Here is a 24,058-nt window from a genome sequence, read left to right as displayed (position 1 = left end):
GTGGATCGCCGCGCCGTTCACGCGATCGCGCCCGCCGATCAGGCGATCGCATCGCGCAGCACGCGGCCATGCACGTCGGTCAGGCGAAAGTCGCGGCCGCCGTAGCGGTAGGTCAGCTTCTCGTGGTCGACGCCCATCTGATGCAGAACCGTCGCCCACAGGTCGTAAACGGTGCAGGGGTTCTCGATCGCGCGGTAGCCGAACTCGTCCGTTCCGCCGAGGACCGTGCCGCCTCGCATGCCGCCGCCGGCGAGCCAGACGCTGAAGCCCTGCGGGTTGTGGTCGCGGCCGTCGCTCCCCTGCGAGAAGGGCGTTCGACCGAACTCGCCGGCCCAGATGACCAGCGTCTCGTCCAGCAACCCTCGCTGCTTCAGGTCGGCCAGCAGCGCCGCGATCGGACGGTCGACCTGCGACGCCATCTTCGCGTGCCCCTCCTTCAGCGAGCCATGCTGGTCCCAGGGATTGGGTCCGTTGCCGGCGCCGATGCCGTACGTCAGGCACGAGAGTTCCACGAACCGCACGCCCCGCTCGACGAGTCGCCTCGCGAGCAGGCACTGCCGACCGTACGCCGCCTGCTTCGGATCCGACGAGTCGAGACCGTATGCCCGCTCCGTCGCTTCGCTCTCGCCTGACAGGTCGCAGACCTCCGGCGCCGCGGTCTGCATGCGATAGGCCGTTTCGTAGTTACGGATCGCCGCTTCGACCTGGGCGTCGCCGGTCTCTTCCGCGTACGCCTGATCGAAGCCGTTGATCAGGTCGAGCCGCCGGCGCTGCGCCGCGTCACTCTCCCGCGGACGAATGTTCCGCACCGGCTCCGCTTCGTCGATCCTGAGTAGCGACGCCTGTCGCTCGGCAGGCAGATAGCCGCTGCTGTAGAGACCCACGCCGCCGTGCGGCACGCTCGCGTCGCCGCTCTGCAGAACCACGAACCCGGGCAGATTCTCGTTCTCCGTTCCCAAGCCGTATCCGATCCACGCGCCCGCGCTGGGGTGCCCCTGAAACGGAAAGCCGGTATGGAAGAAGTAGTTGCCCTGCGCATGCTCGTTGACCGAACTGGTCATCGAACGAATCACGGTCAGGTCGTCGGCATGCCGTGTGACCTCCGGAAACATCGAACTGATCTCGATGCCGCTCTGGCCGTGCCTGCGAAACTCGAACGGACTGCCGAAGATCGTGCCGACGTTGTCGAACTGCGTCCGCTCCAGCGGCAGCGGCATCGGCTTGCCGTGATCGGCGTTCAGCCGGGGCTTCGGATCGAACGAGTCGACATGCGACACGCCGCCCGACATGTACAGGAAGATGACGTGCTTCGCCTTCGCGACCCGATCGGCGGCATGCAGAGCGGAGCGCGACGAAGCGCCGACCAGCCCTGCCAGCGCGGCGAGGCCGAAGCCGGTCGAAGCGCGCGCCAGCATCTGTCGGCGAGTCACGTATCTGGCTTCTGGTCGCGTCATCGCAGGTAGACGAACTCCTTGAGGTTGAACAGCGCGAGGGCGAGGTCGGCCCAGGCTCTTCGCGGATCGGGCGTCCGATCGCGCAGCGGGATCGCCTCCAGCGATTTCGACGCCTCGGCCAGCCGTCGATCGAGATCCGCGATTCGCCGGCGCTGATCTTCGGAGAGCGACGCGAGCGCTGCCGCCTCGGAAACGAACGCGGGCATCGCTTTAGCCGCGAGCGCGACTTCCTCCAGGCTTAGCGCCCGGTCGTACAGCGCGGCGCGAAGGATTCGCCCCTTCAGCATGCGGTTGCCGCCGGGCGGGCCATGACGCAGGCCGAACAGGACCTCCGCCTGGTTCGCCTCGAACTGGAGCGGTTGCTCGGACTTGTACGGTTTGCCGTAAGGCTTCCCGTCACGATACGCGACGATCGTCCCGTCCGCGGAGTAAGCGATCGCCAGATGGACCGGCCGTTCTTCCGCCTCCGCTTCGTCGGGCCCGTCGAAGGACTTGGTGCGTCGGAAGAAATCGCTGCCGGCGAGCCATCGCCGCGGCTGCTGTTCGCCGAAGACGATGGCGTCGAACGATTCGCCCCCCTTCGTCTGCACGGACAGTACGCCCCCGCCCTGCTGATCGAGATCGGCCAGCGTCACCCACGCTTCGAGCGTCTTCGCCCCCAGCGTTTCAGGAAGCGGGCCCGCGCTCGCGTACGAGTTCCCGTCCAGCGTCAGAGTGCCCTCCACGACCTTGGCTCCGTGCAGCTTCGCATGCAGCGGGCCTACCGAATCCCGTCCGTCGACGTCGAACTCCCACAGCCCGATCGGGCGAAGCGAAGACGCCGCCGGTTGCGACGTCTCCGCGGAAGCGCCGGCGAGCGACGCTCTCGCGGGAGCCAGCAACGCCTCCCGATCGCTTCGCAGCCGGGCAAGCTCGGCCTGAAGATCCTTCGCTCGCTGCTGCGTCTCTTTCGCTGCCGCTTCGCACGATGCGACGTAAGCGAGCAGCGCCTCCCGTTCATCCTGCTGCGGCAGGCGACCGAAGGCGGTTTCGAACGCGGCGTCGATCGCCGCGGCTCGCGATTCGCCGTTCAGAGCCGGCGGGTCCGGGATCAGTCGCTCCGCCAAGGCAGTCGCCAGCCCGATCACGTAGGGGTCATTCAGCAACGCCAGCGATTGCGCGGGCACGTTCGTGACGTCGCGGCGTCCGACGGTCGAGAAAGGCGCCGGGGCGTCGAACGCGGAAAGCAACGGCGGCATGGCCGTCCGACGCTGATCGACGTAGACGCTCCGCCTGCCGGAGTTTTCTGCCGACGGTTCGCCGAACGGAGTCGCATCGAGTCGCCCCGACGTCGCCAGCAGCGCGTCGCGAACCGCTTCCGCTTCCAGCCGGCGCACGGGCATGTGGGACAGGAGCCGATTCTCCGGATCGAGTCGTATGGCTGATTCCGAGGCGACGCTCCTCTGGCGAAAGGCTCGCGACAGGACCATCTCCCGCACGAGCCGCTTCAGCGACCAGCCCTCCTGAGCGAAGCGCACGGCCAGCGTATCGAGCAGCTCGGGATGCGTCGGCTGTTCGCCCAGCACGCCGAAGTTATCGGGCGTCGCGACGATGCCCCGTCCGAAGACGTGCTGCCAGACCCGGTTCGCCATCACCCGCGCCGTGAGCGGATTGGCGGGGTCAATCAGGCTTCGCGCAAGTTCCAGGCGTCCGCTGCCGGGGGACTGATAGGGCGAAGCGTCGATCGCCGAGACGAAGCGACGTTCGACCGGATCCGCCGGCTGCTTATGATCGCCGCGAACGAGCAGCGGCTGATCGCGCGACTCCCCTTCCAGCACGCCGGGCGCCCTTACCGGCACGGGCAGCGTCGCCTCGACCTCGCGATACCGCGCGATCAGTTCGCCCGCCTTCGACAACTCTTCCGGCTTCGACGGCAACAGCCCCGCGCGGACGAAGGATCGCAGGAAGAGCGCCTGCTCGTCGGTCATACGATCTTCGGCGAACGCCCGGACGCAGGCTTCCAGCGCTTGGCCGTAGCGACGGCTGAGCTCGGCTGCATCCGTCGGCCCGGCGCGGTCGTCGAACAACGGCGCGACGAACTCGGCCATCTCGTCGCGCGGCTCCTGGCCGGCGGCGATTTCTTCGTCGCTGACGAAGCGGGTTTCGACGACGCCGAACCAGCTACGATCGCGCTTCGGATCGCCGACGACCGGCTGATCCGCGGCGGTCGAAACCTCCAGATAACCTTCGTCGCCCGCCCAGTAGTCGACCTCCCAGCGGATCCAGCGAAGGTCGCCCCCTTTGAGCGATTCGACCGGATAGACCGTGCCGTTCCGCGGATAGTTCTGAACGACGTAGCGTGCCCGGGCATCGCCGTCGCCGATCGTCCTGAGGTAGATCCATCGCCGGTCGAATTCGAAGCGCGGCGAACCGGCGACGCCGCTCTCCTTGCTCGAAAGCGAATGCGAATAGAGCCCGGCAGGATACGGACCGTCGATTGCACGCTCGCCGTCCGGGCTGACGAAGAAATCGCCGGCAGGCGCAGGAGTCTGGTTCGCGAGACCCGTGCCATGGCGGATCCACGCGGAGAAGTCTTTCGCTTTTCCCAGCGACCAATGGCGGAAGTTGTCGGTTCCCGGCTCGCTCGCTTCGACAGACGCTAATCGCTCGCGACTGGCGGCGAAGCCTTCGGCCAGCGACTTCCACCTGGCCGCGAGCGCATCGCCCTCGAGCGGTCCGCACTCTCGCCAGATATGCAGCGGTTCGATCGGCGCTTTCGCCGCTTCGATGGAAGTCTGCCATGCGGGACGCTCCGCCGCGTTTTGCAACGCTTCCGGAACTGCCTCCGCCGCGGCGAGCCAGTCCTCCGCCAGCGCGGCGCGGACTTTCTGCTTGAGTTGCGACAGCTCTTCGCGAACGGCTCGACCCTTATCTGGCGTATCGATCGTGATCGTCGCGGGTCGGCAATTCGCGGCGATGCCGAACAGCGCGTAATAGTCGGCCTGCGAGATGGCGTCGAACTTGTGGTCGTGGCATCGGGCGCACGCGACGGTCAGGCCCAGGTAGGCCTTGGTCACGACGTCGACCTGGTTGTCGGTGAACCGCACCTTCTCGTCGAGCGCGTCGGTCGGAGCGAAGCCGTGCTGCACGAAGCGAAACTGCGCCGGGCCGATCGCCGAGAGATTGATGCCGGCCGCTTCGTCGATCCGCGGATGAGGCAGCAGGTCGCCGGCGACGGTCTCCGCGATCAGCCGATCGACCGGCACGTCGTCGTTCAGCGACTGGATCAGCCAGTCGCGAAAGCGCCACGCGAAGGGAACGGCGGGATCGCCTTCGCTGCCATGCGTCTCCGCGTAGCGCAGCCAGTCCATCCAGTGGCGTGCCCAGCGCTCGCCGAAGCTCTTCGAATCGAGCAGCCGATCGACCTGCCGCTCGTAGGCGTCCGGCGCTTCGTCGGCAAGGAACGCGGCGATCTCTTCCCGCGTCGGCGGAAGCCCGGTCAACACGTACGACCACCGGCGAAGCAGCGTCCGGCGGTCGGTCTCCTCGCTCGGTTCGAGCCCCGCCTGTTCCATCTTCGCCAGCAGGAACCGGTCGATCGATCCTGCCGGCCAGTCCGCGCGAGCGACGGCCGGTTCGGGCGATGCGACCGGCGACATGAATCGCCAGCTCTCCTTCCGCCTGGCGAAGACCTTCTCCCACGAAGTCGCCTGGGCCAGTTCTTCCGCCGGCGCTTCGTCGCGGGGATCGAACGCGCCGTCGCGGATCCACTTCTCGAAGTCGGCGATCGCCTGCGCGTCGAGCTTGTCGCTTCCCTGCGGCATCTCGAGGCCGGACAACTCATGCCGCAGCGTCTTCAGCAGGCGACTCTCATCCGGTTTGCCCGGCACGACCGCCACGCCGTTATCTCCCCCGGCCAGCAGCGCCGCGCGATGGTCGAGGGCGAGGCCCCCTTCCTGTGCCGTCGCGCTGTTGTGGCACTCGTAGCACGACTCGACGAGGACCGGGCGAATACGGTTCTCGAAGAACTCCCGCCTGGCGACGTCTCCCTGCGGTTCTTCGCTCAGCGCGAGAGTCGCGGCGCCGAGCGACAGGCCCAGCCATGCCGCGACATACCGGGCGTGCGACCGATGCGCAAGGCGCGGAAGGTTCATGCGGGAGGAGTTTCAGAGGAGGGAGACGCAGGCAGGCTTCCCCATCATGACGACTGTCGCCGCCGATTGCACGCGCCGAGGCCCTCCGCTACTCCTCCCCATGCTCCGCCAGGATCCGGCGATACGCCTGCCGGGCATGCTCGTAGGCGGCGGAGGCGTCGGCCTGCTCCGCTTCGGCGTAAGTCTTCTGCTTCGTAAGCCAGCACTGTTCGACGCCGGCCAGGCACCATCGCGCGCTCGCGGCGTTCGCCCGGATCGGCTTGCCGTCGACGAGGACGTACACGGGGTTCGTGTGGGCGTGAGGCGTGACGCGGACGGCGAGCCAGGAACTCCGGTCGAGCTTCGTTTCGAACTTCAGCGTTCGCTCCTCTCCATCGGCAGGAATCATCTGCTCCGCGACAGGATAGCCGTTGACGATCAATTCCACCGGAAGCTCCGGAGCCCCTTCACGACGCGCGGCGACGATGACCGTGACGTAAGCATTGCCTCGCTCCAGCGCCGCGGTCTCTCCGCCCGAAGAAGTCGAAGCGCTGTCGTTTGCGTCGGTCGTCACCTGAAAGTCCATCAGGTGGCAGCTTCCGTCGCTGACGTAGCTTTCCCCCCGACCGAGAGCGTCGACCCAGGCGTCGAAGGTCAACTCTCCGTCGACCCGGGCGTAGACCCGCCCGATGCCGACGCGTTCGCCGTAGATGCAGGGAAAGTCGGTCTCGCCGCTGACGGCGACGCGGTAGCCGCAGTTCAGGACGTGGTACCACATGTTCCACTCCGCCTTGCGGTCGGTATCCATCGCGGAGATGAAGTCGACCGCCGGGACGAGCGAACCGTCGGGCCCTTCCACCTCATGCGTGACGTCGACGACGAACTCGTTCGCCCCGATGCCGTCGTAGGCCGGCACGTCGAACGAAGGCAATCCTCCCGGGCCGTCGAGCCCCTCCGTATCCGGCGCGCGGCCGACGGTGCGGGTGAGACCGTTCGCCGAGTGAGCCGGTCCGCAGACGGCGCCCTGCCGCTTGGCCCACCGCAGCGTATTGAGCCCCAGCGTGGGCCAGTGATCTTTCGATTCGCCGCCCGGATAGATCTGCTCCTGCAGCTTGAGCAGGTTCAGGTGTCCCGACTGGTGCGAACCGAAGCCGGAGACCTCCACGTCGTACCGCAGCAGATAGGGATACTGCGACTGCTCCGCGACGGCGCCGGTGAAGAAGCGCTTCTGAAAGTCGAAGCAGGGCCCCCACGTCAGACAGCAGCCGACCTTCAGGTCTTCGCCGACGATATGCCGGAACATGTCCTCCGGCTGGACGCCCTGCGTCGGGTTCTCGTAATGCGCGCAGCCGGCGGCGTGAATGTGATGGTCGCCCGACCAATAATGCCGCACCGACGGATCGATCCACCGCTCGACCTTGTAGGCGAACTCGTTGATCCCCTCGCGCACGGTCAGTTCCCGAGTCTCCGGGATCGACTCCGGCCCGCGGGAGCAGACGACCGAATACTTGCCCACGGGGAGCGCCAGCGTCTCGCCGTCCTTGCGATAGGTCTGCCGCTGAAAGAAGAAGTCGGGGGCCAGACGCTTCGACTGCGCGGGGTAGATGGCGCCTAAGGCGTCGCGGATCTCGAAGCAGGCGATCGTGGGCTGCCCCTTTTCGTCGCTGACGCGGAACCGAACCTCCGCCGCGGGCGCGATCTCGAAATCGAGCGAGAGCTTGCCGGGCGGAGAAGCCGCCTCCCCCTCGCCCGCGACGAAGACGAACTCGCCGACGCGTTTCCCCACCGAGTAGCCGGCGATCTGCACGACGCGATATTCGAGCGGCAGGCCGCCCAGGTTCCGCTTCATCGGCTGCTTCTCGACCGGCGTCAGGTCCATCCATCGCGACGCGACTTCCTCGGCCGGCGAACGGGGAATCGGCTGAGCGTTGGGGCTGGAAACGACCAGCGGTCCGTCGAGTCCCTCCGCGTTCACGATCTTCACCAGGTACGTCCGCCAGCTCTGGTCGCCGAGCCTGCGATCCGCCGGGCCCGGCGTCGCCTGGGGAGCGCCTTCGGGTGCGAGCTCGACCGCCGCCAGGCAGAGCGGGTCGAGCAGCGCCTGCACGCGTCGCGTCGCTTCGGCGTCATCCTGCAGTTCCTTGATCGCTGCGAGTTCCGCCAGCGCTTCGTTCGAGAGAGGCGACCCGAGTTGGTCGAGTGTCTCCGCCACGCGCTGCACCTGGGCCAGCAGGGGCTGTCGATCGACCTGCTCCGCCTGCGGTAGCGGCGCCGTCTGATTGCCGAACGAAGAAGGAGACGCCGCAAACAGCGACGCGACCGTGCCGAGAAGCGTCGCCGTTACAGAGAACGACCGGATCGTGCGCGGAGGAGCGTTCATGAGATGAACTTCGCGGAAGGGAAGAGGGCGAAGGTCGAAAGCGAGGAGATCGGAGCGTGCGAGCCTCAAGGCGTCGGATCGGCGGAACGGGTTCGTACCTGTACGTCCGCCGTCGCACGAAAGCCGAGATCCTGCGTCCCCTGCCCCGCGTCGGCGACGAGCCGAACTTCGCGAACGCCCGACTCTTCGATCAGGATCTCGACGGCCAGGTATTCTTCCACCGACCCTTCCAGCGGCGCCGAAGCCTGGGTCGCGTTCGATCGCGCATCGACGAACCGCAACCGCCACCAGGTCGCTTCGTCAGCGTCCGACGCCGCCAGATCGAGCCCGCGGAGGCGCAGCGGCGCCGTGACGCCGGCAAGGTTCTCGACCCGCACGAGAAATCGCCGGGGCTGACCGGCGACCAGATCGATCCGATCGTGGGCCGATGCAATCTTCACCCGGGCCTCCGGATTGATGCCGATCGTCGCCAGCGTGAGCGGCGCGGCCGCGGCATCGACGTCGCGAAACGTCGTCGCCGAAGCGACGGCCTTCGCGACCGCTTCCGATTCGGATGAAGTTTCGAACGTTGCCAGCAGCGCGAGAACCTGCGATCGAAAGGCGGCAAGCTCCGCATCGTCCGCCCGCAGCTTCCCTGCGCCAGCGAAGAGTAGGCAGCCGACGGCGACAGCCATCGAGATACGGGCGAATATGCGCAGAGCGTGCGGGCGATGCAGGCGGAAGCGAGCCATGGAGAAGGACCGCGGAGGAGGGAATCGCGAGCGCCTTCGCCCGCGACGCTCTGGTGGTAACGCCGCCTCTCCCCCGCTTCAAGCGAATTCCGCTTCGCCCTCGATCCAGGCGGCCCGCCGCTACGCCGGCTTCAGGCGGATGAGCAGTCCCTCTTCGCGATCGAGTTTCAGCGTTCGCTCGAACGGCTCGCCCTCGTTTCGCCGGAGCGTCGAGAGGACGATCTCGCCGACGGGGTTGGGAACGAAGTTCGATACGTCGAACGCCTGCTTCTTTCGCGGATGAAAGTTCGCGGCGATCAGAAAGCGGTCGCCTTCCATCTCCCGCTGAAACACCCACAGATCGTCGGGCGCGGCGATCGGTCGATAGAGGCTCGTCTGCAACGCCGACTCCTGATTCCGCACCGCAAGCAGTCGCTTGTAAAAACTGAGGAGCGAATCGGGATCCTTCTGCTGCGCGGCGACGTTGATTTTGCGATAACTCTTCGCCACGGGAAGCCAGGGCTTCTCATTCGAGAAGCCAGCGTACTTCTCGCCGGACCATTGCATGGGAGCGCGGTAGTTATCCCGGCTGAAGCGAGGGCGCTTGATGCCTGAGGGATCGTACATCGCCTTATGAGGCACGTCGCCGTCCTCCATGCCGATCTCGTCGCCGTAGTAGATCGTCGGCGTGCCGCGCAGCGTCATCTGGATCAGCGCGGCGATCCGCAGTCCCCGTTCGACGATCCGCGACGCCAGTCGGTGGAGGTCATGATTTCCTGCCGCCCAGTTGGGCCAGGCGAGCCCGAGGAAGCGCTCGATCGCGTCGACGTGATGCCGCAGCGGCACGGCCTCGTAGGGCGTCCTTTGCAGGAAGGCGTTCAGCATCAGGTGCACGCCGGCCTGGCAGTAGTCGTAGATCCGCGGGACCTCGACGTAGCCCTCGGCATAGAGGATTCGCTCGCCTTCGTACTCGTCGACGACCGCGCGCATTTCCTTTAGGACATCGAAGACGAAGTTCCCGTCCTGGGAGTAGTACGGCGTCTGCTTCGTGTTCGGTTCCATCTCCTCCGTGTACTTCGGATTCTGCGGATCGTCCCGCAGATGCTGATCCTTGCCCATGTACGCCGGGGCGTCGATGCGAACGCCGTCCACTCCGCGGTCGAGCCAGAACCGCAGGTTGTCGAGCATGGCCTCGCGAACCTCGGGATTCCGCCAGTTCAGGTCGGGCTGCTCGGGGGTGAAGCTTCGCAGGTAGTACTGCTCCGTCGTCTCGTCCCACGTCCAGCCGCTCTCGCCGAAGCGATCGATCCAGTTGTTCGGCGGCCCGCCATCGGGCCTGGCGTCGCGCCACCAGTACCAGTCGCGATAGGGGTTGTCACGACTGGATCGTGACTGCAGGAACCAGGGGTGCCGGTCCGACGTGTGATTGGGCACAAGGTCGATGAGCAGCTTCAGATCGCGGCGATGGGCCTCCGCCAGCAGACGATCGAACGAGGCGAGCGTGCCGAACTTCGGGTCGACGTCGCGATAGTCCGAAATGTCGTAGCCGCAGTCGACGAAGGGCGACCGGAAGAACGGCGTCAGCCAGAGGATTCCGACGCCCAGATCCTTCAGGTAATCGAGCTTCGACGTGACTCCGTCGAGATCGCCCCAACCGTCGTCGTTCGAATCGGCGAACGAAGGGACGTAGACCTCGTACATCGTCCGCTTCTGCCACCACGCGAATTCATCCGGGCCTTTCATGCTTCGTCCGCTTCCTTCGCTGCTGAACTTTCGGAGGAACGTTCGTCGTGCCATCGCCGGGGTTCGCCGCCCGGCGTTCTCTCATCCGCATCGTCCGCGCGCGATTCGCCCAGGATGTCCTCGACGTACAGCCGCCGGACGATCACCGTCACTGCCGCGAGCAGCGGCACCGCGAACGCGACGCCTGCCGCCCCTGTCAGCGCTCCCAACGCCAGTTGCGAGAGCAGCACGTACGCCGGCGGCATCTTGATCGCCTGCTGCATGACCAGCGGCTCGACGACCAGGTTTTCGATCTGCTGGGTGATCGTGTAAGCCACCACGATCGTGATCATCGCGTCGATCCCCTGCGGCGCGGCGAAAATCACCGCCGGGACGATCGCCAGCCAGGACCCGAGCATCGGAACGAACGTGAAGATGCCGGTGATCAGTCCCAGCAGCCAGGGCATCGGAACGCCGAGATACCACAGCGTGAGCGCCACAACGCCGCCGTTGAAGATCATCGTCATCAGTCGCCCCACGAACCACCGGGCCAGGACCTGCCCCGTGTCGTCGAGCGTCTCGCGAATGCGGTCGCGGCGGTTCGGCGGGAAGAGCCTGACGACCGGTTCGCGGTAGGCCTGCGGATCGAAGCCCATGAAGACGCCGGCGCCGAACACCACCAGAATCGCGATCAGGATGCCATTCGCGGTCGAAAAGAGCGACCCGATCGCGCTGGACACGAATCCGCCGCTGAGGATTCGCGAAGCTTCGATGTCGCCGGTCGCGAGCTTCTGAGCGATCGGCCGGGCCCAGTGCACCTGCTCCGCGCGCGCGCGGAGATGGCCCACCTGCTCCATGAACTCGGGGGCGAACTCCTGCGCCTGCGTGACGATCGCGGGACCGGCGAAAACGCCCAGAAGCATCGCCGCCAGCAGGATCATCGCCGTCAGCGTGACGAAGCCCCAGAACGGCGACAACGGCGTCCACCGCGCGACCCACGCACCGCCATGACGAAGGGTCGTCGCGACCAGGATCGCGCCGAAGGTAAGAAGCGCGATGTCCGCCAGCAGGATCAGACCGCCGACCAGAACGATCGCGGACAGCACGACGCCGACGACGATCACCGTTCGGACCAGAAACGGTCTCAGATCCTCGCGCGCAGCATCGGCGGGCGAAGTCATATCGGACTCCCTGCCGCCCGACGGATCTAAGGCGGCAGGCCGCGCGAGTCGCCGCCTTTACGACCGCCGGTTCTTCCGAGGGAGGGCAGGAGATTGTTGCGCGCGACCCGCTCGCGAACAGGGCGACGGTCAGGCCCGCGTCAGCCGCCCGACTCGACGCCGGGGATCTCGGCGGGCAACGATGCCGCGACCGCCGAGGCGGGTCGCACCAGACGTTCCCGCACAGAGTAGGGCCTGGTCCCCCGGCGGAAGTTCGCCGTCATCAATTCGGCAAGAAACCCGGCCAGCAGGAACTGGCTCCCCAGCAGCATCAGCCCGATCGAGTAGATCACCGCGGGGCGCTGATGCAGCGGTTCCCACCCCAGATCGAACAGCGTGTTCACGACCCAGGTCAGGGCCAGCAGGAACGACGCGAGCCCCCCCAGCAGAAACGCGATCAGCCCGATCGTCCCGAGCAGATGCTGCGGTCGCTGATTGAAGCTGGTCAGCATGTAAACCGTCAGCAGATCCAGAAAGCCCTTCACGAAACGACGGACGCCGTACTTCGATCGCCCGAACTGCCGCGCGCGATGTTCGACGACGATCTCGCTCACCTTCCAGCCCCGCGCGGCGGCGAGCACGGGTACGAAGCGATGCAGTTCGCCGTAAAGCTGCACCTCGTCGAAGATCTCCCGGCGGTAGCACTTGAAGCCGCAGTTGTGATCGTGCAGCGTCACGCCGGTCAGGCCGCTGACGAGCGCGTTGAAGAACCGCGACGGAATCACCTTGTGCCAAGGATCGTGGCGCGTCTGCTTCCAGCCGCTGACGACCTCGAATCCCTCGTCCAGCTTCGCGAGAAACCGGGGGATCTCCTTCGGATCGTCCTGCAGATCGGCGTCGAGCGTGAAGACGATCTCGCCCGTCGCGGCGGCGAATCCCGCGTCAAGCGCCGCCGCCTTGCCGAAATTCCGGCGGAAGCGGATCGCCTCGATCTCCTTATCCGACTCGGCCAGCCGACAGATCGTCTCCCACGAGGCGTCGGTCGAACCGTCGTCGACGAAGACGATCTGCGCAACGTAGCCGTTCGCCGCGCAGACGCGATGCAACTCCTCGTGCAACTGCGGCAGCGACTCGGACTCGTTGTAGCAGGGGATGACGAAGCTCAGACGCTGCATCCGATGACCAGACTTTCAAGACGGAAGGACGAACGGCGCGGGTCGGCGCTTCGACCCCCCTATCTTAAGCGGAGCCTGGATCGAACGGCGTCGCTCACGACGGAGTCGGATCGGGAAGCTCTGACGTCGCAGCGGCTCGCGCCGGTCTTCCCAAAGGTATCGCGTAGAGCGCGCCTGCGACGAAAAACTCCGTCGCGAGCCAGACGATCCGCATGGCGATCGCGACGCAGACGGCCTTGAACTCTCCGATCGCCGAACCGAGCAGCGCGATCACGATCAGTTCCCGCACGAGCGCTCCTCCCGGAAGGAGCGACAGAAAGCCGGCGACCAGAGCGAGCGCCGTCGTCGCGACGAGCAACGGCATCAGGCGAGCGACCTCGCCCAGCGTCGCAGGCGAACCAGGAAATGCGAGCAGCAGCGCCCCCATGCTCGCCCCGAGCGCGAACCAGGTCACCGTGAACGACAGCCAACTGGTCGCCATCAGGCGGTAGTCGATCCCCGCGAGATAGGGCGCCGTTTCCGCCTCCGGTCGTGCGCGCAGCAGAAAACCGACGATCCGCCGGAAGATGGGGGGGAGCGTCGGAACGCCCGTCCCGAGCATCAGCCCGACCGCGAGGAGCGCGAGCGGCCAGTTTCCCGGCGCGATGAGCAGGATCAGCGCCCCCGCCCAAGCGGCGCCCGCCGCCATCAGGCCCAGCGTTTCGACGAAGCTGGCGATCACCGACGGAACGATGCCCACGCCGAACGGACGGATCAGCGCCGCGCGCAGCACCACCACCAGCGCCTTGCCGGGAACGTACTTCCCGACCTGGCTGACGTAGTAAGCGCGAAGCGTCGGATAGATCGGCGCCGGCTCGCCCATCTCGCGCAGCGACTGCCGCCAGACGAGCCACGCGGGCGACATGCCCAGCACGAACAGTCCCGCCGACGCGAACATCCAGCCGTAGTTAATGCGGTCGAGACCGAAACGCTGGGCCTCGAGCGCGGCGACCTGAGCGTCCAACGAACGGCGCTGTTCCGGCGAGAGCCCGGGCGCCTCCGATTGGGCGTCGAGCTTCGCGATCTCCTGTTGCAGCTGGGCCTGCTGGGCTGCGAAGTCGGACTGCGCCTTCTCGAACGCCCGCCAGCCGAAGAGGGCGACGACGGTCAGCACGACCAGCCGAAAAGCCCACTTCGCGATCCCCTTCCACGGCAGTCCGGCTTTCGGCGACGCTGACGAATCCACGCGGCAGACTCGCGGAAAGGGGGCGAAACGAGCGTGAAACGAGGGGGGAGAGGCGGGCCTATTGGATCCACGGGACTCCGCGGAAACCAGCGCCCCCGCGCGGCGGACGCGCCCCGTTCCGCCCTAAATCCGGCGCTTTCGGTTCGATCGGACGCTATCGATCGCTGCGCCGAAGTCCATTCGCTTGTGCGGGTTCTGCGCCTCTATTCTCGCCCGTTTCCGCTGTTATACTGGCGCCGACCTCAGATTCCCGCCTTCGACAGGAGCGCCGTAGCGTGTCGTCCCTCACCCGCGAAATGAAAGGCGAAGTGCTTGTCGTCAAGTTTGCCGACAACAAGATCCTGGACGAAGCCAAGATCCAGCAGATCGGCAAGGAGCTGATCGAAATCGCCGGCGTGGTGCCCAACGGCAAGCTGCTCCTGAACTTCGAGAACGTCTCCTTCATGTCTTCGGCGATGATCGGCAAGATCATCCAGCTCAAGAAGAAGTGCGGCGACGACATCAAGCTCAAGCTCTGCGCGATCTCCGACAACGTGATGGAGGTCTTCAAGCTGATGCGGCTGCACAAGGCCCTCGAGCTTTACAAGGACGAACCGAAGGCGCTCGCCTCCTTCGAAAAGAAGGGCTGGTTCGGCTGAGCGAAGGCTGCCCGCTACGGCGGCACGATCGATCAGGAAGTCGTCTCAGGCGACGCGCCCCTCAGGCGAGTCGCCTGCGTTCGTTTGCGACGGACCCTGACTCCCCGGTGGCCCCGATAGCTCCGCTATCGGGGTCGCCGAAGGCGACGAGAGGAATCGACGCGAGATCCGACCGCAGCGCACTAGTCAGGAAGCCGGCCGCCTTCCTCTTGCGGCTGCGCCGCCCCGATTGACGAGCAATCGGGGCCACCCGCGTAACGTCATTTCGCGATCTCTCTTGCTAGGCGAAGCTCGCCAGCAGCGCCGTGCCGTCGCGGTGAAGCTGGCCCTTCGTCACCACGGCGGAGCAACCGGCAGCGGCGGCATCCTGCAGGAGCTGCGCCGCGACGTGCGGACCGAAGGCGACGAACTTGACGCCCGGCCGCTCGGCAAGGGTCTTCGCCACGAACGGCTTCCAATCGACGGGCGACTGCAGGTCGATCAGCGCCCCGCGGAAATTCTCGGGCAACGCCTTCTCCTCCAGGCGCGAGACCAGTTCGCACCGCAGGCCCGCTCGCTGCGCGTGCCCTTCGACGGTCGGCAGGAAAAACAGATCGTCCGAAATCAGCCAGACGACAGGAGAGGATTCGGTCACGCGTCGATTCTCTTGCTCGAGATAGAACTGGGTCGGAAGACAGTCTGCTTCAATCCGCCCTTCGCGTCGCGGCCAGGTGCGGCAGCGTGCTCGTCAGGTAGTACGCCCGGGGCGCCGAGAGGTCGAGCATCGCCGAAAGCGGATCGGCGGAGCGGCTCTGCGACAGTCCCAGTTCGCTCCCGAGGTTGAAGGGACGCTCGTACTCGACGACGCGGACGTCCTCCAGATTCGCCGGCAGCTTCGCGAGTTCCGCCGCACGCTCGATCGCCTCCTCCACGAAGCCGATTTCGTCGACCAGGCCGTTCGCCTTGGCCTGTGTGGCCGTGAAGATCTGGCCGGTCGCCAGTTCGTCGAGCTTCTGCGGATCCTTCTGATACGCGGGCCGCCCCTCGCGAACGATCGCCTTGAAGCGATCGAACGAGTCGCCGATGTAGCTTTCGACCAGCTTGCGGTCCTCTTCGCTCATGGGCCGCGTCATGCTGAGCATCTGCTTTCGCGGGTGCGTCGCGACCGAGTCGTCCTTGATCTTGTGTTCCGCGAGCAGGCCGCTGACGTCGTAATGCGGCACGATCACGCCGATGCTGCCCGTGGTGGTGGTCGGTTCGGCGAAGATCGTCCGCTCGACCGATCCGACCGCCATCGCGACGTAGTAGCCGCCGCTGGTCGCCATGCCGCCCATGCTGACCACGACGGGCAGCTTCCGCTCATCGCGCAGCCGCCGGAGGTGATGGAACAGGTAATCGCTCCCCGTCACGGTGCCGCCGGGCGAGTCGATCCGCAGAACGATCGCCTTGACGTTTTCGTCCTCGCGAACGCGGTCGATCTGCCGTTTGACGTGACCGTCGCCCCCCATGATGACGCCGTCGAGCGAGATGATGGCGATCTTGTCGTCCGCGTCCTCGTCGCCGGAAAAGTGCTTCTCCGCGATCCCCTCGGTCGTGTCGAAATAATCCTTCGTCGCCGTCCAGAGCGACAAGAGACCGATCGCCAGTCCCAGGGCGAGCAGCCAGCCCGTCCAGCCGGCGAAGAGGGAAAACCGCGAGCGGCGGATCACCACCTCGACCCGCGGCGGAAGCGAGGCGGCACGTTCGGCCGCTTCGGGCACGGCGGGAGTTCTATCGGTCGCCATCGGACGGTCCGTCGTTCACAGGAGGAAGGGGGGAGCTTCGGCGAGCAAGGAGGCGCCGCCTCATTCTGTCGGGGCGGGGCTCCGGCGGCAACGACTCGCGACGGTACGAATCAGCCGGTCGCCGGGGCGTCGGCTTTGGGGAGCGCCGGGGCGTCGAACGTACGGGTCGCCGGGGTATTGCCGAGTCGGAGGGGAATCACGAAGATTCACCTTCGCCGAACGACGGATTCGGGACGTATCGCGAAGGAGTCTGCCCCGTGCTGGTCGCCGCTTCGACAGCCTGTTTCCCCGAATTGACGCTGCACCAGGTCCTGGAGCGGCTCAACGACCTGGAATACTCGCGCGTCGAGATCCAGCTCAACGAGCAGGGAGGCCATCTCAAGCCTTCCGAAGTTCTGGCGGACGTTCACCACTCGATCGCGATCTGCCAGTCGACGCTGCGGATGGACGTCGTCGGGTACGAAATCATCTTCGACCCCGCCGACCCGACCTACTTCGACCATTTCGAAGCCTGCTGCAAGCTGGCCAAGGGGACGAAGGTCGTCAACGTCATCGTCGAATCGTCCGAGCGCGGCACCCCCTTCAATGAGGAGGTCGAACGCCTTCGCAAGCTGGTCGGCATCGCCCAGAACGAAGGCGTCCGCGTCTCCATCAAGACGATGGCCGGCTGCCTGTCGGAAGACCCCGACACGGTGACCGTTCTCTGCGACAACGCGCCCGGGCTCGGCCTGACCCTCGATCCCAGCCATTACATCTGCGGACCGTTCGCCGGACGGAACTACGACAAGCTGATGAAGTACGTCCACTCCGTCCACCTGCGGGATACCAGTCCCTCGCAGTTGCAGGTGCTCGTCGGACAGGGCGAGGCCGACTTCGGGCGGATCATCCAGCTTCTGGAGAAGGTCCACTACGACCGGGCGCTGGTCGTCCACATGCAGCAGCTTCCCGACATCGACTTCTCCAGCGAGATGCGCAAGATGCGTCTGCTGCTGGAGAGCCTGATTCTGTAGCGATCGCTTCGCGGCAGTAGCTGAAGTATCTGGCGGGCGATGACGTCGCATCGGCGGCGTAAAGAAAAGTGTCGCCTTCTCAGGTGGACAGCGCCTATCGTTCATCTGGCGGGGATAAGCGCCGGCCCAGGCGTCGCAGTCGAAATCCTAGGCTCCTCGACTCGTGACAGGCCCACGACGACCGCGCGCCCCCGCCAGCCGACGTCGGCCTTTTTCGTACACCCAAGCGAGATCGTGACCCTGAACTGATTTGAGTAGACGCGTTTCCATTCGACCTGTCCGCGAGCGCACCTTGCGGCGGGCGAGCCTTCTCCGGGTGGCCGCGATTGCTTCGCAATCGGGGTCGCCGAAGGCGACAAGAGGAACCGACCGACGATCAAGTGAACGTGACGTAAGCGACGTCCGGCCGCATTCCTCTTGCGGCTGACGCCGCCCCGATTGCGAAGCAATCGCGGCCACCCGGCAGTCCGGGCCACGGCTGGCCCTCGCGGAAACGGCGGTCGCTCTTGCCCCTTTCGCCTGGTTTCGCTATCGATTCCGCCGCGGAACCTTCGCGCCTGCACCGGCGCTCCGGCGAGAGACGATGGACGATCCGACGCGAGGCCGATCGACGCGGACCGGCGCTTTACGCGCCGTCGTCGTCGCGTGCGCGGGGATCTTCGTTCTGACTGCCGGATCGGGGTGTGCGGCGATGAACGGCTCTTCGATTCCGACGAAGACCGCGCCGTCGAACTACCGCAACTGGAAAGCCGAGTTCGCGACGTTGCCCGAGGCGACGCTCGCCGACGACGTGGTGCAGATCAAGAACGTCCGAAACTGCCTGTGGGTGACGGACGAAGACTTCATCCTGCGCCACTACGACCGAACGTTCCGTCTTTCCGACGTTCGCACGGTCGACTTCTTCGTCGTCCCCTTCACCGGCGCGGAGATTCTCGCCCACACGATGCTCAGCTTCGGCCTCGCGGACGGCACCTACCTCGCCATCTCAGTCGAGGTCCGCCTGGAGGAAGGAGCGCAGTACGACCCGCTCCTGGGCGCGATGCGGCAGTTCGAGATCACCTACGTGGTGGCGGACGAGCGCGACGTCGTGCTATTGCGGACGGCCCATCGCAAGGTCGACGTCTATCTCTATCGTTCGACCGCTTCGCCTGCGCAGTCTCAGGCTATGCTCAAGGACATGCTGGCCCGCGTGAACGGCCTGGCCCGGCAGCCCGAGTTCTACGACACGATCACGAACAACTGCACCACGAACATCGTCGACCACATCAATCGTTTGGCCGCAGGCCGGGCGCCGGCGGACGTGCGGGTAATGCTCCCCGGCCTGGCCGATCAGTACGCCTACGATATGGGTCTGATCGATCGGACGCTCCCGTTCGTGGAGACCAAGCGCCGGGCGCGGATCAACGACCTCGCCGATCAGTACCGCGAGGCGCCCGACTTCTCGCAGAAGATTCGCGCCCGGACGACCGTTCCCGCGATGTCGCTTCCCCCGGCGGCGCTCTCGCTTCCAGCCGCCGCCGCGTCGCTTCCGCCTGCCGCGTCCGCGCTGCCGCCCGCTGCGCTGGCGTCGCCCGGGCTGTCGGTCGATCTGTCGGGGCTGGAGGCTGCTCCCCCGATCGCGTCAGAACCTTAAACTGATCGGGTTCGAATCCCGTCAGTCGCTGACTGTCGGCAGCAAGCGCCGTTCGCTCCCTCGACCCCGCCCATGTCTCGCAAGCTCGTACTGTTGACGGAAGGCTTCTCCGAACCCCGCCGGGCGAAGACCGCCAATAACCTGATCCGCTATCGCCCCGACGAGGTTTCCTGCATCCTCGATTCGACCCAGGCGGGAAAGACTTCGCACGATCTGTTCGGCATCGGCGGCAGCATTCCCGTGGTCGCCACCCTGGCCGAGGCGAAGGAGGCGACGGGCCTCCTGATCGGGATCGCTCCTCCGGGCGGCAAAGTTCCTGCCGCGTGGCGAGCGACGATTCTCGAAGCCCTTCGTCGCGGCCTGGACGTCATCAGCGGCCTGCACGAGTTCCTCGGCGACGATCCTGAGTTCTCCGCCGCCGCGAAGAGCAGCGGCGCGACGATCTCCGACCTGCGGAAGTCGAACGCCCGCGACGTCGCCCGGCGGCAGGGCCTGCGGGAAGACGGCCTGCGCATCCTGACCGTCGGCCACGACTGCAACGTCGGCAAGATGGTCGTCGCGCTGGAGGTCGCCCAGGAACTGGTCCGCCGGGGGAAGGAGGCCGACTTCCTCGCGACCGGGCAGACCGGCATCCTGCTGGCCGGCGACGGCGTGCCGGTCGACGCGGTCGGCGCGGACTTCATCGCCGGCGCGATCGAACAACTCATTCTCCGCAAGCAGGAACGTCGCATCCTGCTGATCGAGGGCCAGGGCAGCCTGGTCCATCCCTCGTACTCGGGCGTGACGCTCGGCCTGCTGCATGGATCGTCGCCGCACGGCCTGATCCTCTGCTACGAGGCGGGCCGATCGCATATCGGCGGCTTCCCCGATCTGCCGATGCCGCCCCTCGCGATGATTCGCGAGTTAAACGAATCGCTGGGCGGCGTGTTCGAGCCCTGCCCCGTGATCGCCGTCGCGATGAACGGTCGCTACCTATCCGAGCATGAAGCGGAAGAGGAGAAGCGTCGCGTGACGGACCAACTGGATCTGCCCGTCTCCGACGTGATTCGCGACGGGCCCGGCATGCTGGCCGACATCGTGCAGACGTTCGACCGGTTAAGGAAGTTGAACGTCTGAATGGTTCATTATTGGAGGGACGACATCCGCTCCTTCGGGTGGCGCTGGCTCTGCCAGTGTCGAAGCCGGATCTAGCTACCGATCATGGTCGACTCTTCCAAGGGAAAACACTGGCAGAGCCAGCGCCGCCCGACGAGAGCCGAACTTGGCGAATGTTTTTGGTTGAGACTCGCTCGACCGCAGCGTTGCGGGAGCGTGCGACAGGCGTTAGCGTCGCGAGAGAGCGGTCGAGACGACCGAGGGGAGCGCTTTCAGGTCGGGAGCGACTGAAGCGCTCCAGGAGTTCCACCGCGAAGAGACGTCGGCGGAGTTTCGCGGCGAGGCGCCGACTGCGGCTCGTAAAGCGGCTGGCGTCGCTTCGCCGAGCGCCGGAGCGGCGAGCAATTCCGCCGCGAGTTCCACGTCATCCCGTTCGAGTCGTCGCTTCGGAACGCGTTGTCCCGCCAGTTCCGCCTGCAGGCGCCAGCCGTCCATCTGCCGCTCGACCTGCCAGCCGTGCCAGAAGGGTCGCAGATGGTCTTCCAGATAGCCCTGCGGCTGCACGTCCCACAACAGAATCTCCTGCGTCGTGAGGTCGATCCAGGCGCCGCTGCGGATCGCCTCTTCCTGGGGCATCGACTCGGAGAAACGTCGCATCAGGGGGAGGTGCTGCGGGCGGAGAAGGGCCGCGCCGCCGTTGAGCGAGGAGAGCGTCAGGTGCCGGATCTGTCCCACTCCGTCGCGAAGCGTCACCCAGCAATCGTTCCAGTACGGATCCTCATCGTCGGGCGCCAGCAGATTCCACGACGGATGTTCGAGCAGGCAGACTTCGTCGGTCAGGCGTTCGGTTGCGCCGAGCGATCCGCGGACGTCCTCCATCCCGCGGGCGAGCCATCGCACGTTCCATTCGGGATGCCGGGCGTCGAACAGGGAGCAATAGGCGTTCTGCAACGCGCGACTTTCGCCGAACTCTCCCCACGCGAAGAGTCCCGCCCGCTGACGGGCCGGCTCGATCACGGCGGCGGCGTCCCACGACTGGGCGAGCGCGACGTCGGCGTCGATCTCCGTCAAGCCGTTCGTCGCGTCCAGCGTTCCCTGCCAGTCCCAGAAAGCCAGTCTCAAGATCGAGGAAGCCGATTCCGGGGCGACGAACGCCCGCACGTTTCGACGGTCCGCGACGAAGAGGCAGGCAGCTTCAGGCAGCATAGAAACGGATCCGGAACGGCGCGAGAAACGTGAAAGTTACGTCTACCGATGTACTTGGAACGGATCGGGCGCTCGAAGGTTCGGTCCCGAGGCAGCTTTCGTCCGATTTCCGAAGCCGGATCAGTCCATTCAGGCCGACCCTGCCGATTCGGCGACGTCGGAGGCCCTCACCCATTCGTCAAGTTTTGCCCGAAAGCCCGAAACCAGCGCAACTTGCGACGCCGTCGCGACCGCCGTACAGTACGTCCGTCGCCGGCGGCCCTGCTTTCGCCGGCGACTAGCGAGCAAGAGCCGATTTCGGTTCCCGTTCGCGCCTTCGACCCTCTACCCGCCCGGCCATGAAATCGTTCGCGCTTTCGCTGATCTTCGTCGCGCTCACGTTTCTGTGCTGGGGGCTGTACGGCCCGGTCCTGCATCAGGGCCAGCACGCCATGGTCGACGCGAATCATCAGTACAGCAGTCTTCGACCGTTCGTCTGCGTCGGCATCGCCTACTTCGTGATCGCCGTGATCGCTCCGCTCGCCGTCCTCTTCACGAGGGGGGAGAAGGGGCATTGGACGATGTCGGGCGCCCTCTGGTCGCTGGGATCCGGAATCGCAGGCGCCGTCGGAGCGCTCGGAATCATTCTGGCGTTCAAGTTCGGCGGCAGTCCGGTCTACGTCATGCCGCTGGTCTTCGGCGGCGCCCCGGTCGTCAACACCATCGTCAACGCGATCCTCACGCGAAGCTTTCGCGAGTCGGGGCCGATGTTCTATGCGGCCATCCTGCTGGTCGCTCTCGGCGCCGCGGGGGTGATGTACTTCAAACCGACGGTCAACCACGACCCGCGCGTCACCGTCGCCGACGACGGCGAGATCCGGATCCGTCGAGTCGTCGAAACGTCCGGCAAATCCGAAGAGACGGACACCAAATACGAAACGCTCGACCGGCTTCGCGAGAACCAGGACGACTGGGCCATTTATCAGGCCTACATCGCGAAGGAGAACGCCAAGCCGAAGATGACCGCGAGCCAGTTCGCACTGGTGCTGCTCTCCATCGGACTGACCGCACTCTGCTGGGGGGCGTACGGACCCGTCCTGCATAAGGGTCAGAGCTTTATGGCCGGCAGCCGGCTGCGTCCGCTGCTGTGCGTGGGCCTCGCCTACTTCGCGATCGCGGTCGTTCCGCCCGTTCTGTATCTGCAGACGGTCGGCGAACAGGGCGCCTGGACCTTCCCAGGAACGGTCTGGTCGCTCGGCGCCGGCGCGGCAGGCGCGATCGGAGCGCTCGGCATCATTCTGGCGTTCACGTTCGGCGGCAAACCGATCTTCGTGATGCCGCTGATCTTCGGCATGGCGCCCGTGGTGAACACCTTCGCCACGCTCGTACCCGCTTACCTGCGCGGCGACCGGCCCGACCTGAACGTGCTGTTCTTCGCGAGCCTCGCGCTGGTCGTCATCGGCGCCGTGGCCGTCCTCTGGTTCGCCCCCCGGCCCGGCAAGCCGCATGGTCACGGCGGCGGCGACAAGCCTTCGGACGATCGTGACCTGCCCAAGGACGACGAGCCGCTGACGGGCCGCGAGCGGTTCGAACGAGCGCTGGGGGAGTCCCGGTAACGCCGGGACCGAAGAGAGCGTCGCCATGTCCGATCCGCTGGAACGTATCGCCCTCGCGCTGGACGAGCAGATCGCACACGTCTGGATGGTGCGCACGTTCCTGAAGCATTCGGAAGAGGCGGAAGAGGACGAGGATCTGTGCGACGTCCACCGGACGCTCTACGACTACATGCACGCGCTCGGCGCTCCGCGGGAGAACCGCGACTGGCCGACGCTCTTCAAGCTCGCGAAGAAGAAGTACGCCAAACTCCGTAAGGCGACCGAGCTGTGGGAAGAGGTTCAGCCGGAGATCTCCGGCCACACCAGCTTCCAGATGTCTCGCACTTCGCTCGTCGCCGCGGTCCGGCGGATCGGCGAGCTGCTCGACGAGGTCGCGGCGCTGAATCAGGCGGCCGCGCCGAAACAGCCGGTCGAAAGCGTCGGCCCGGCGGACGATTCCCCGGAGGAGTCCTCCGACGACGATGGCCATGCGTCGGATTGAAGACTCCGCGTCCGATTGATCGTTCGCCCGATTCGGGAGCGTCCGTTGCGACCCCTTCGATACTCCATCAACGTCACGCTGGACGGCTGCTGCGATCATCGGGCAGGCTCGACGGACGACGAGCTGCATCGTTACTGGGCCGAGCAGCTCGCAGAGGCCGATGCCCTGCTCTTCGGCCGCGTCACCTACGAGATGATGGAGTCGGCCTGGCGCCCGTCGGCGACGGGAGCGATGCCCGAATGGATGGCCGACTGGATGATTCCCTTCGCCCGGACGATCGACGCGGCGAAGAAGTACGTCGTATCGAATACCCTCGACCGGGTCGACTGGAACGCGGAACTCCTGCGCGGCGACCTGGGCGAGGCCGTTCAACGACTCAAGCGGGAGCCGGGCAAGAGACTGTTCGTCGGAGGCGTGACGCTCCCGCTGACGCTTGCGGAACTGGGACTGATCGACGAATACGAGTTCGTCGTCCATCCCCGGCTGGCCGGGCATGGGCCGACGCTGTTTGCGGGGCTGTCGAAGTACGTCGACCTGAAGCTCGTCAGCCGGCGGGAGTTCGCCTCGGGCGCCGTGGCGCAGCGGTACGTGCCAAAGGAATGACCCTCCGCGCGCCGTCGCCAGCGGCCGCGGCGACGGTTTCCGACGCCGATCGCCGGTCGGCTGACTAAACTGGCGGGGCGTCGCGGCCGGCTCGCG

General features: G+C 66.1%; 18 protein-coding genes. 7 read left to right on the top strand and 11 right to left on the bottom strand.

What is annotated here, in order from left to right; all coding sequences use genetic code 11:
- Window positions 1-38 precede the first annotated feature (38 nt).
- From SH602x_RS13960 to SH602x_RS13925, 8 genes are all read right to left on the bottom strand, one after another.
- The gene (locus SH602x_RS13960) at window positions 39-1,430 is read right to left on the bottom strand and encodes a DUF1501 domain-containing protein (RefSeq protein WP_479472891.1); all 1,392 of its coding nucleotides are present in this window, start codon (window positions 1,428-1,430) and stop codon (window positions 39-41) included.
- Window positions 1,431-1,450: 20 nt separating this feature from the next.
- Window positions 1,451-5,587 (bottom strand): DUF1553 domain-containing protein, encoded by a 4,137-nt coding sequence (locus SH602x_RS13955; RefSeq protein WP_479472890.1) that lies wholly within the window; start codon window positions 5,585-5,587, stop codon window positions 1,451-1,453.
- A gap of 88 nt (window positions 5,588-5,675) precedes the next feature.
- Window positions 5,676-7,946 carry a CehA/McbA family metallohydrolase gene (locus tag SH602x_RS13950; protein WP_479472889.1) on the bottom strand — a complete coding sequence of 757 codons (2,271 nt, stop codon included), beginning with the start codon at window positions 7,944-7,946 and terminating at the stop codon, window positions 5,676-5,678.
- Between the two features lie 65 nt (window positions 7,947-8,011).
- Complete coding sequence (locus SH602x_RS13945; protein ID WP_479472888.1) at window positions 8,012-8,677, bottom strand: hypothetical protein; 666 nt, start codon at window positions 8,675-8,677, stop codon at window positions 8,012-8,014.
- A 120-nt stretch (window positions 8,678-8,797) separates the two neighbouring features.
- Window positions 8,798-10,399, bottom strand: a complete 1,602-nt coding sequence (locus SH602x_RS13940; RefSeq protein WP_479472887.1) for an alpha-amylase family glycosyl hydrolase — start codon at window positions 10,397-10,399, stop codon at window positions 8,798-8,800.
- Complete coding sequence (locus SH602x_RS13935; protein ID WP_479472886.1) at window positions 10,396-11,559, bottom strand: AI-2E family transporter; 1,164 nt, start codon at window positions 11,557-11,559, stop codon at window positions 10,396-10,398. Before SH602x_RS13935 ends, SH602x_RS13940 begins: the two co-directional genes overlap by 4 nt.
- 140 nt (window positions 11,560-11,699) lie before the next feature.
- Window positions 11,700-12,713 (bottom strand): glycosyltransferase family 2 protein, encoded by a 1,014-nt coding sequence (locus SH602x_RS13930; RefSeq protein WP_479472885.1) that lies wholly within the window; start codon window positions 12,711-12,713, stop codon window positions 11,700-11,702.
- Between the two features lie 94 nt (window positions 12,714-12,807).
- The gene (locus SH602x_RS13925; RefSeq protein WP_479472884.1) at window positions 12,808-13,938 is read right to left on the bottom strand and encodes a hypothetical protein; all 1,131 of its coding nucleotides are present in this window, start codon (window positions 13,936-13,938) and stop codon (window positions 12,808-12,810) included.
- Window positions 13,939-14,213: 275 nt separating this feature from the next.
- Here SH602x_RS13925 and SH602x_RS13920 point away from each other — a divergent pair, with 275 nt between their 5' ends.
- Window positions 14,214-14,576, top strand: a complete 363-nt coding sequence (locus tag SH602x_RS13920) for an STAS domain-containing protein (protein WP_479467810.1) — start codon at window positions 14,214-14,216, stop codon at window positions 14,574-14,576.
- A gap of 280 nt (window positions 14,577-14,856) precedes the next feature.
- On the opposite strand, the gene SH602x_RS13915 is transcribed toward SH602x_RS13920, so the two are convergent.
- Both SH602x_RS13915 and sppA read right to left on the bottom strand, forming a co-directional pair.
- Complete coding sequence (locus SH602x_RS13915) at window positions 14,857-15,210, bottom strand: hypothetical protein (RefSeq protein ID WP_479472883.1); 354 nt, start codon at window positions 15,208-15,210, stop codon at window positions 14,857-14,859.
- A 49-nt stretch (window positions 15,211-15,259) separates the two neighbouring features.
- On the bottom strand, window positions 15,260-16,339 hold the full coding sequence (gene sppA / locus SH602x_RS13910; RefSeq protein ID WP_479472882.1) for a signal peptide peptidase SppA: 1,080 nt from the start codon (window positions 16,337-16,339) through the stop codon (window positions 15,260-15,262).
- Window positions 16,340-16,596: 257 nt separating this feature from the next.
- On the opposite strand from sppA, the gene SH602x_RS13905 reads away from it, so the two are divergent.
- The 3 genes from SH602x_RS13905 (at window position 16,597) to SH602x_RS13895 (ending at window position 20,098) form a co-directional block, all read left to right on the top strand.
- Window positions 16,597-17,349: a sugar phosphate isomerase/epimerase family protein gene (locus tag SH602x_RS13905; RefSeq protein WP_479467813.1), complete on the top strand. Its 753-nt coding sequence runs from the start codon at window positions 16,597-16,599 to the stop codon at window positions 17,347-17,349.
- Window positions 17,350-18,040: 691 nt separating this feature from the next.
- Entirely contained in the window at window positions 18,041-18,982 is a 942-nt protein-coding gene (locus SH602x_RS13900; RefSeq protein ID WP_479472881.1) for an Lnb N-terminal periplasmic domain-containing protein, read from the top strand.
- 72 nt (window positions 18,983-19,054) lie between these two features.
- Window positions 19,055-20,098 (top strand): N-acetyltransferase DgcN family protein, encoded by a 1,044-nt coding sequence (locus SH602x_RS13895; protein ID WP_479472880.1) that lies wholly within the window; start codon window positions 19,055-19,057, stop codon window positions 20,096-20,098.
- Window positions 20,099-20,305: 207 nt separating this feature from the next.
- Here the strand turns inward: SH602x_RS13895 and SH602x_RS13890 are convergent, their stop codons facing one another.
- Complete coding sequence (locus SH602x_RS13890) at window positions 20,306-21,283, bottom strand: hypothetical protein (protein WP_479472879.1); 978 nt, start codon at window positions 21,281-21,283, stop codon at window positions 20,306-20,308.
- A gap of 338 nt (window positions 21,284-21,621) precedes the next feature.
- On the opposite strand from SH602x_RS13890, the gene SH602x_RS13885 reads away from it, so the two are divergent.
- The 3 genes from SH602x_RS13885 to SH602x_RS13875 are packed head-to-tail and all read left to right on the top strand — an operon-like array spanning window position 21,622 to window position 23,962.
- Complete coding sequence (locus tag SH602x_RS13885; protein ID WP_479472878.1) at window positions 21,622-22,878, top strand: hypothetical protein; 1,257 nt, start codon at window positions 21,622-21,624, stop codon at window positions 22,876-22,878.
- A 25-nt stretch (window positions 22,879-22,903) separates the two neighbouring features.
- Window positions 22,904-23,359, top strand: coding sequence for an amidohydrolase (locus tag SH602x_RS13880; protein WP_479472877.1), 456 nt, complete (start codon window positions 22,904-22,906; stop codon window positions 23,357-23,359).
- Between the two features lie 45 nt (window positions 23,360-23,404).
- Window positions 23,405-23,962, top strand: a complete 558-nt coding sequence (locus SH602x_RS13875; RefSeq protein ID WP_479472876.1) for a dihydrofolate reductase family protein — start codon at window positions 23,405-23,407, stop codon at window positions 23,960-23,962.
- Window positions 23,963-24,058 lie beyond the last annotated feature (96 nt).

This window comes from Lignipirellula cremea, from assembly GCF_056501455.1.
The sequence above is the reverse complement of the archived record's forward strand: the minus strand, read 5'-3'. Positions and strand labels throughout refer to the sequence as shown.

Bases quoted from the DNA above. Each gene is read 5' to 3' on its own strand.
- SH602x_RS13955 (WP_479472890.1), bottom strand. From the start codon at position 5,587: ATGAACCTTCCGCGCCTTGCGCATCGGTCGCACGCCCGGTATGTCGCG.
- SH602x_RS13950 (WP_479472889.1), bottom strand. From the start codon at position 7,946: ATGAACGCTCCTCCGCGCACGATCCGGTCGTTCTCTGTAACGGCGACG.
- SH602x_RS13945 (WP_479472888.1), bottom strand. From the start codon at position 8,677: ATGGCTCGCTTCCGCCTGCATCGCCCGCACGCTCTGCGCATATTCGCC.
- SH602x_RS13940 (WP_479472887.1), bottom strand. From the start codon at position 10,399: ATGAAAGGCCCGGATGAATTCGCGTGGTGGCAGAAGCGGACGATGTAC.
- SH602x_RS13935 (WP_479472886.1), bottom strand. From the start codon at position 11,559: ATGACTTCGCCCGCCGATGCTGCGCGCGAGGATCTGAGACCGTTTCTG.
- SH602x_RS13930 (WP_479472885.1), bottom strand. From the start codon at position 12,713: ATGCAGCGTCTGAGCTTCGTCATCCCCTGCTACAACGAGTCCGAGTCG.
- sppA (WP_479472882.1), bottom strand. From the start codon at position 16,339: ATGGCGACCGATAGAACTCCCGCCGTGCCCGAAGCGGCCGAACGTGCC.
- SH602x_RS13900 (WP_479472881.1), top strand. From the start codon at position 18,041: ATGAACGGCTCTTCGATTCCGACGAAGACCGCGCCGTCGAACTACCGC.
- SH602x_RS13895 (WP_479472880.1), top strand. From the start codon at position 19,055: ATGTCTCGCAAGCTCGTACTGTTGACGGAAGGCTTCTCCGAACCCCGC.
- SH602x_RS13890 (WP_479472879.1), bottom strand. From the start codon at position 21,283: ATGCTGCCTGAAGCTGCCTGCCTCTTCGTCGCGGACCGTCGAAACGTG.
- SH602x_RS13885 (WP_479472878.1), top strand. From the start codon at position 21,622: ATGAAATCGTTCGCGCTTTCGCTGATCTTCGTCGCGCTCACGTTTCTG.
- SH602x_RS13880 (WP_479472877.1), top strand. From the start codon at position 22,904: ATGTCCGATCCGCTGGAACGTATCGCCCTCGCGCTGGACGAGCAGATC.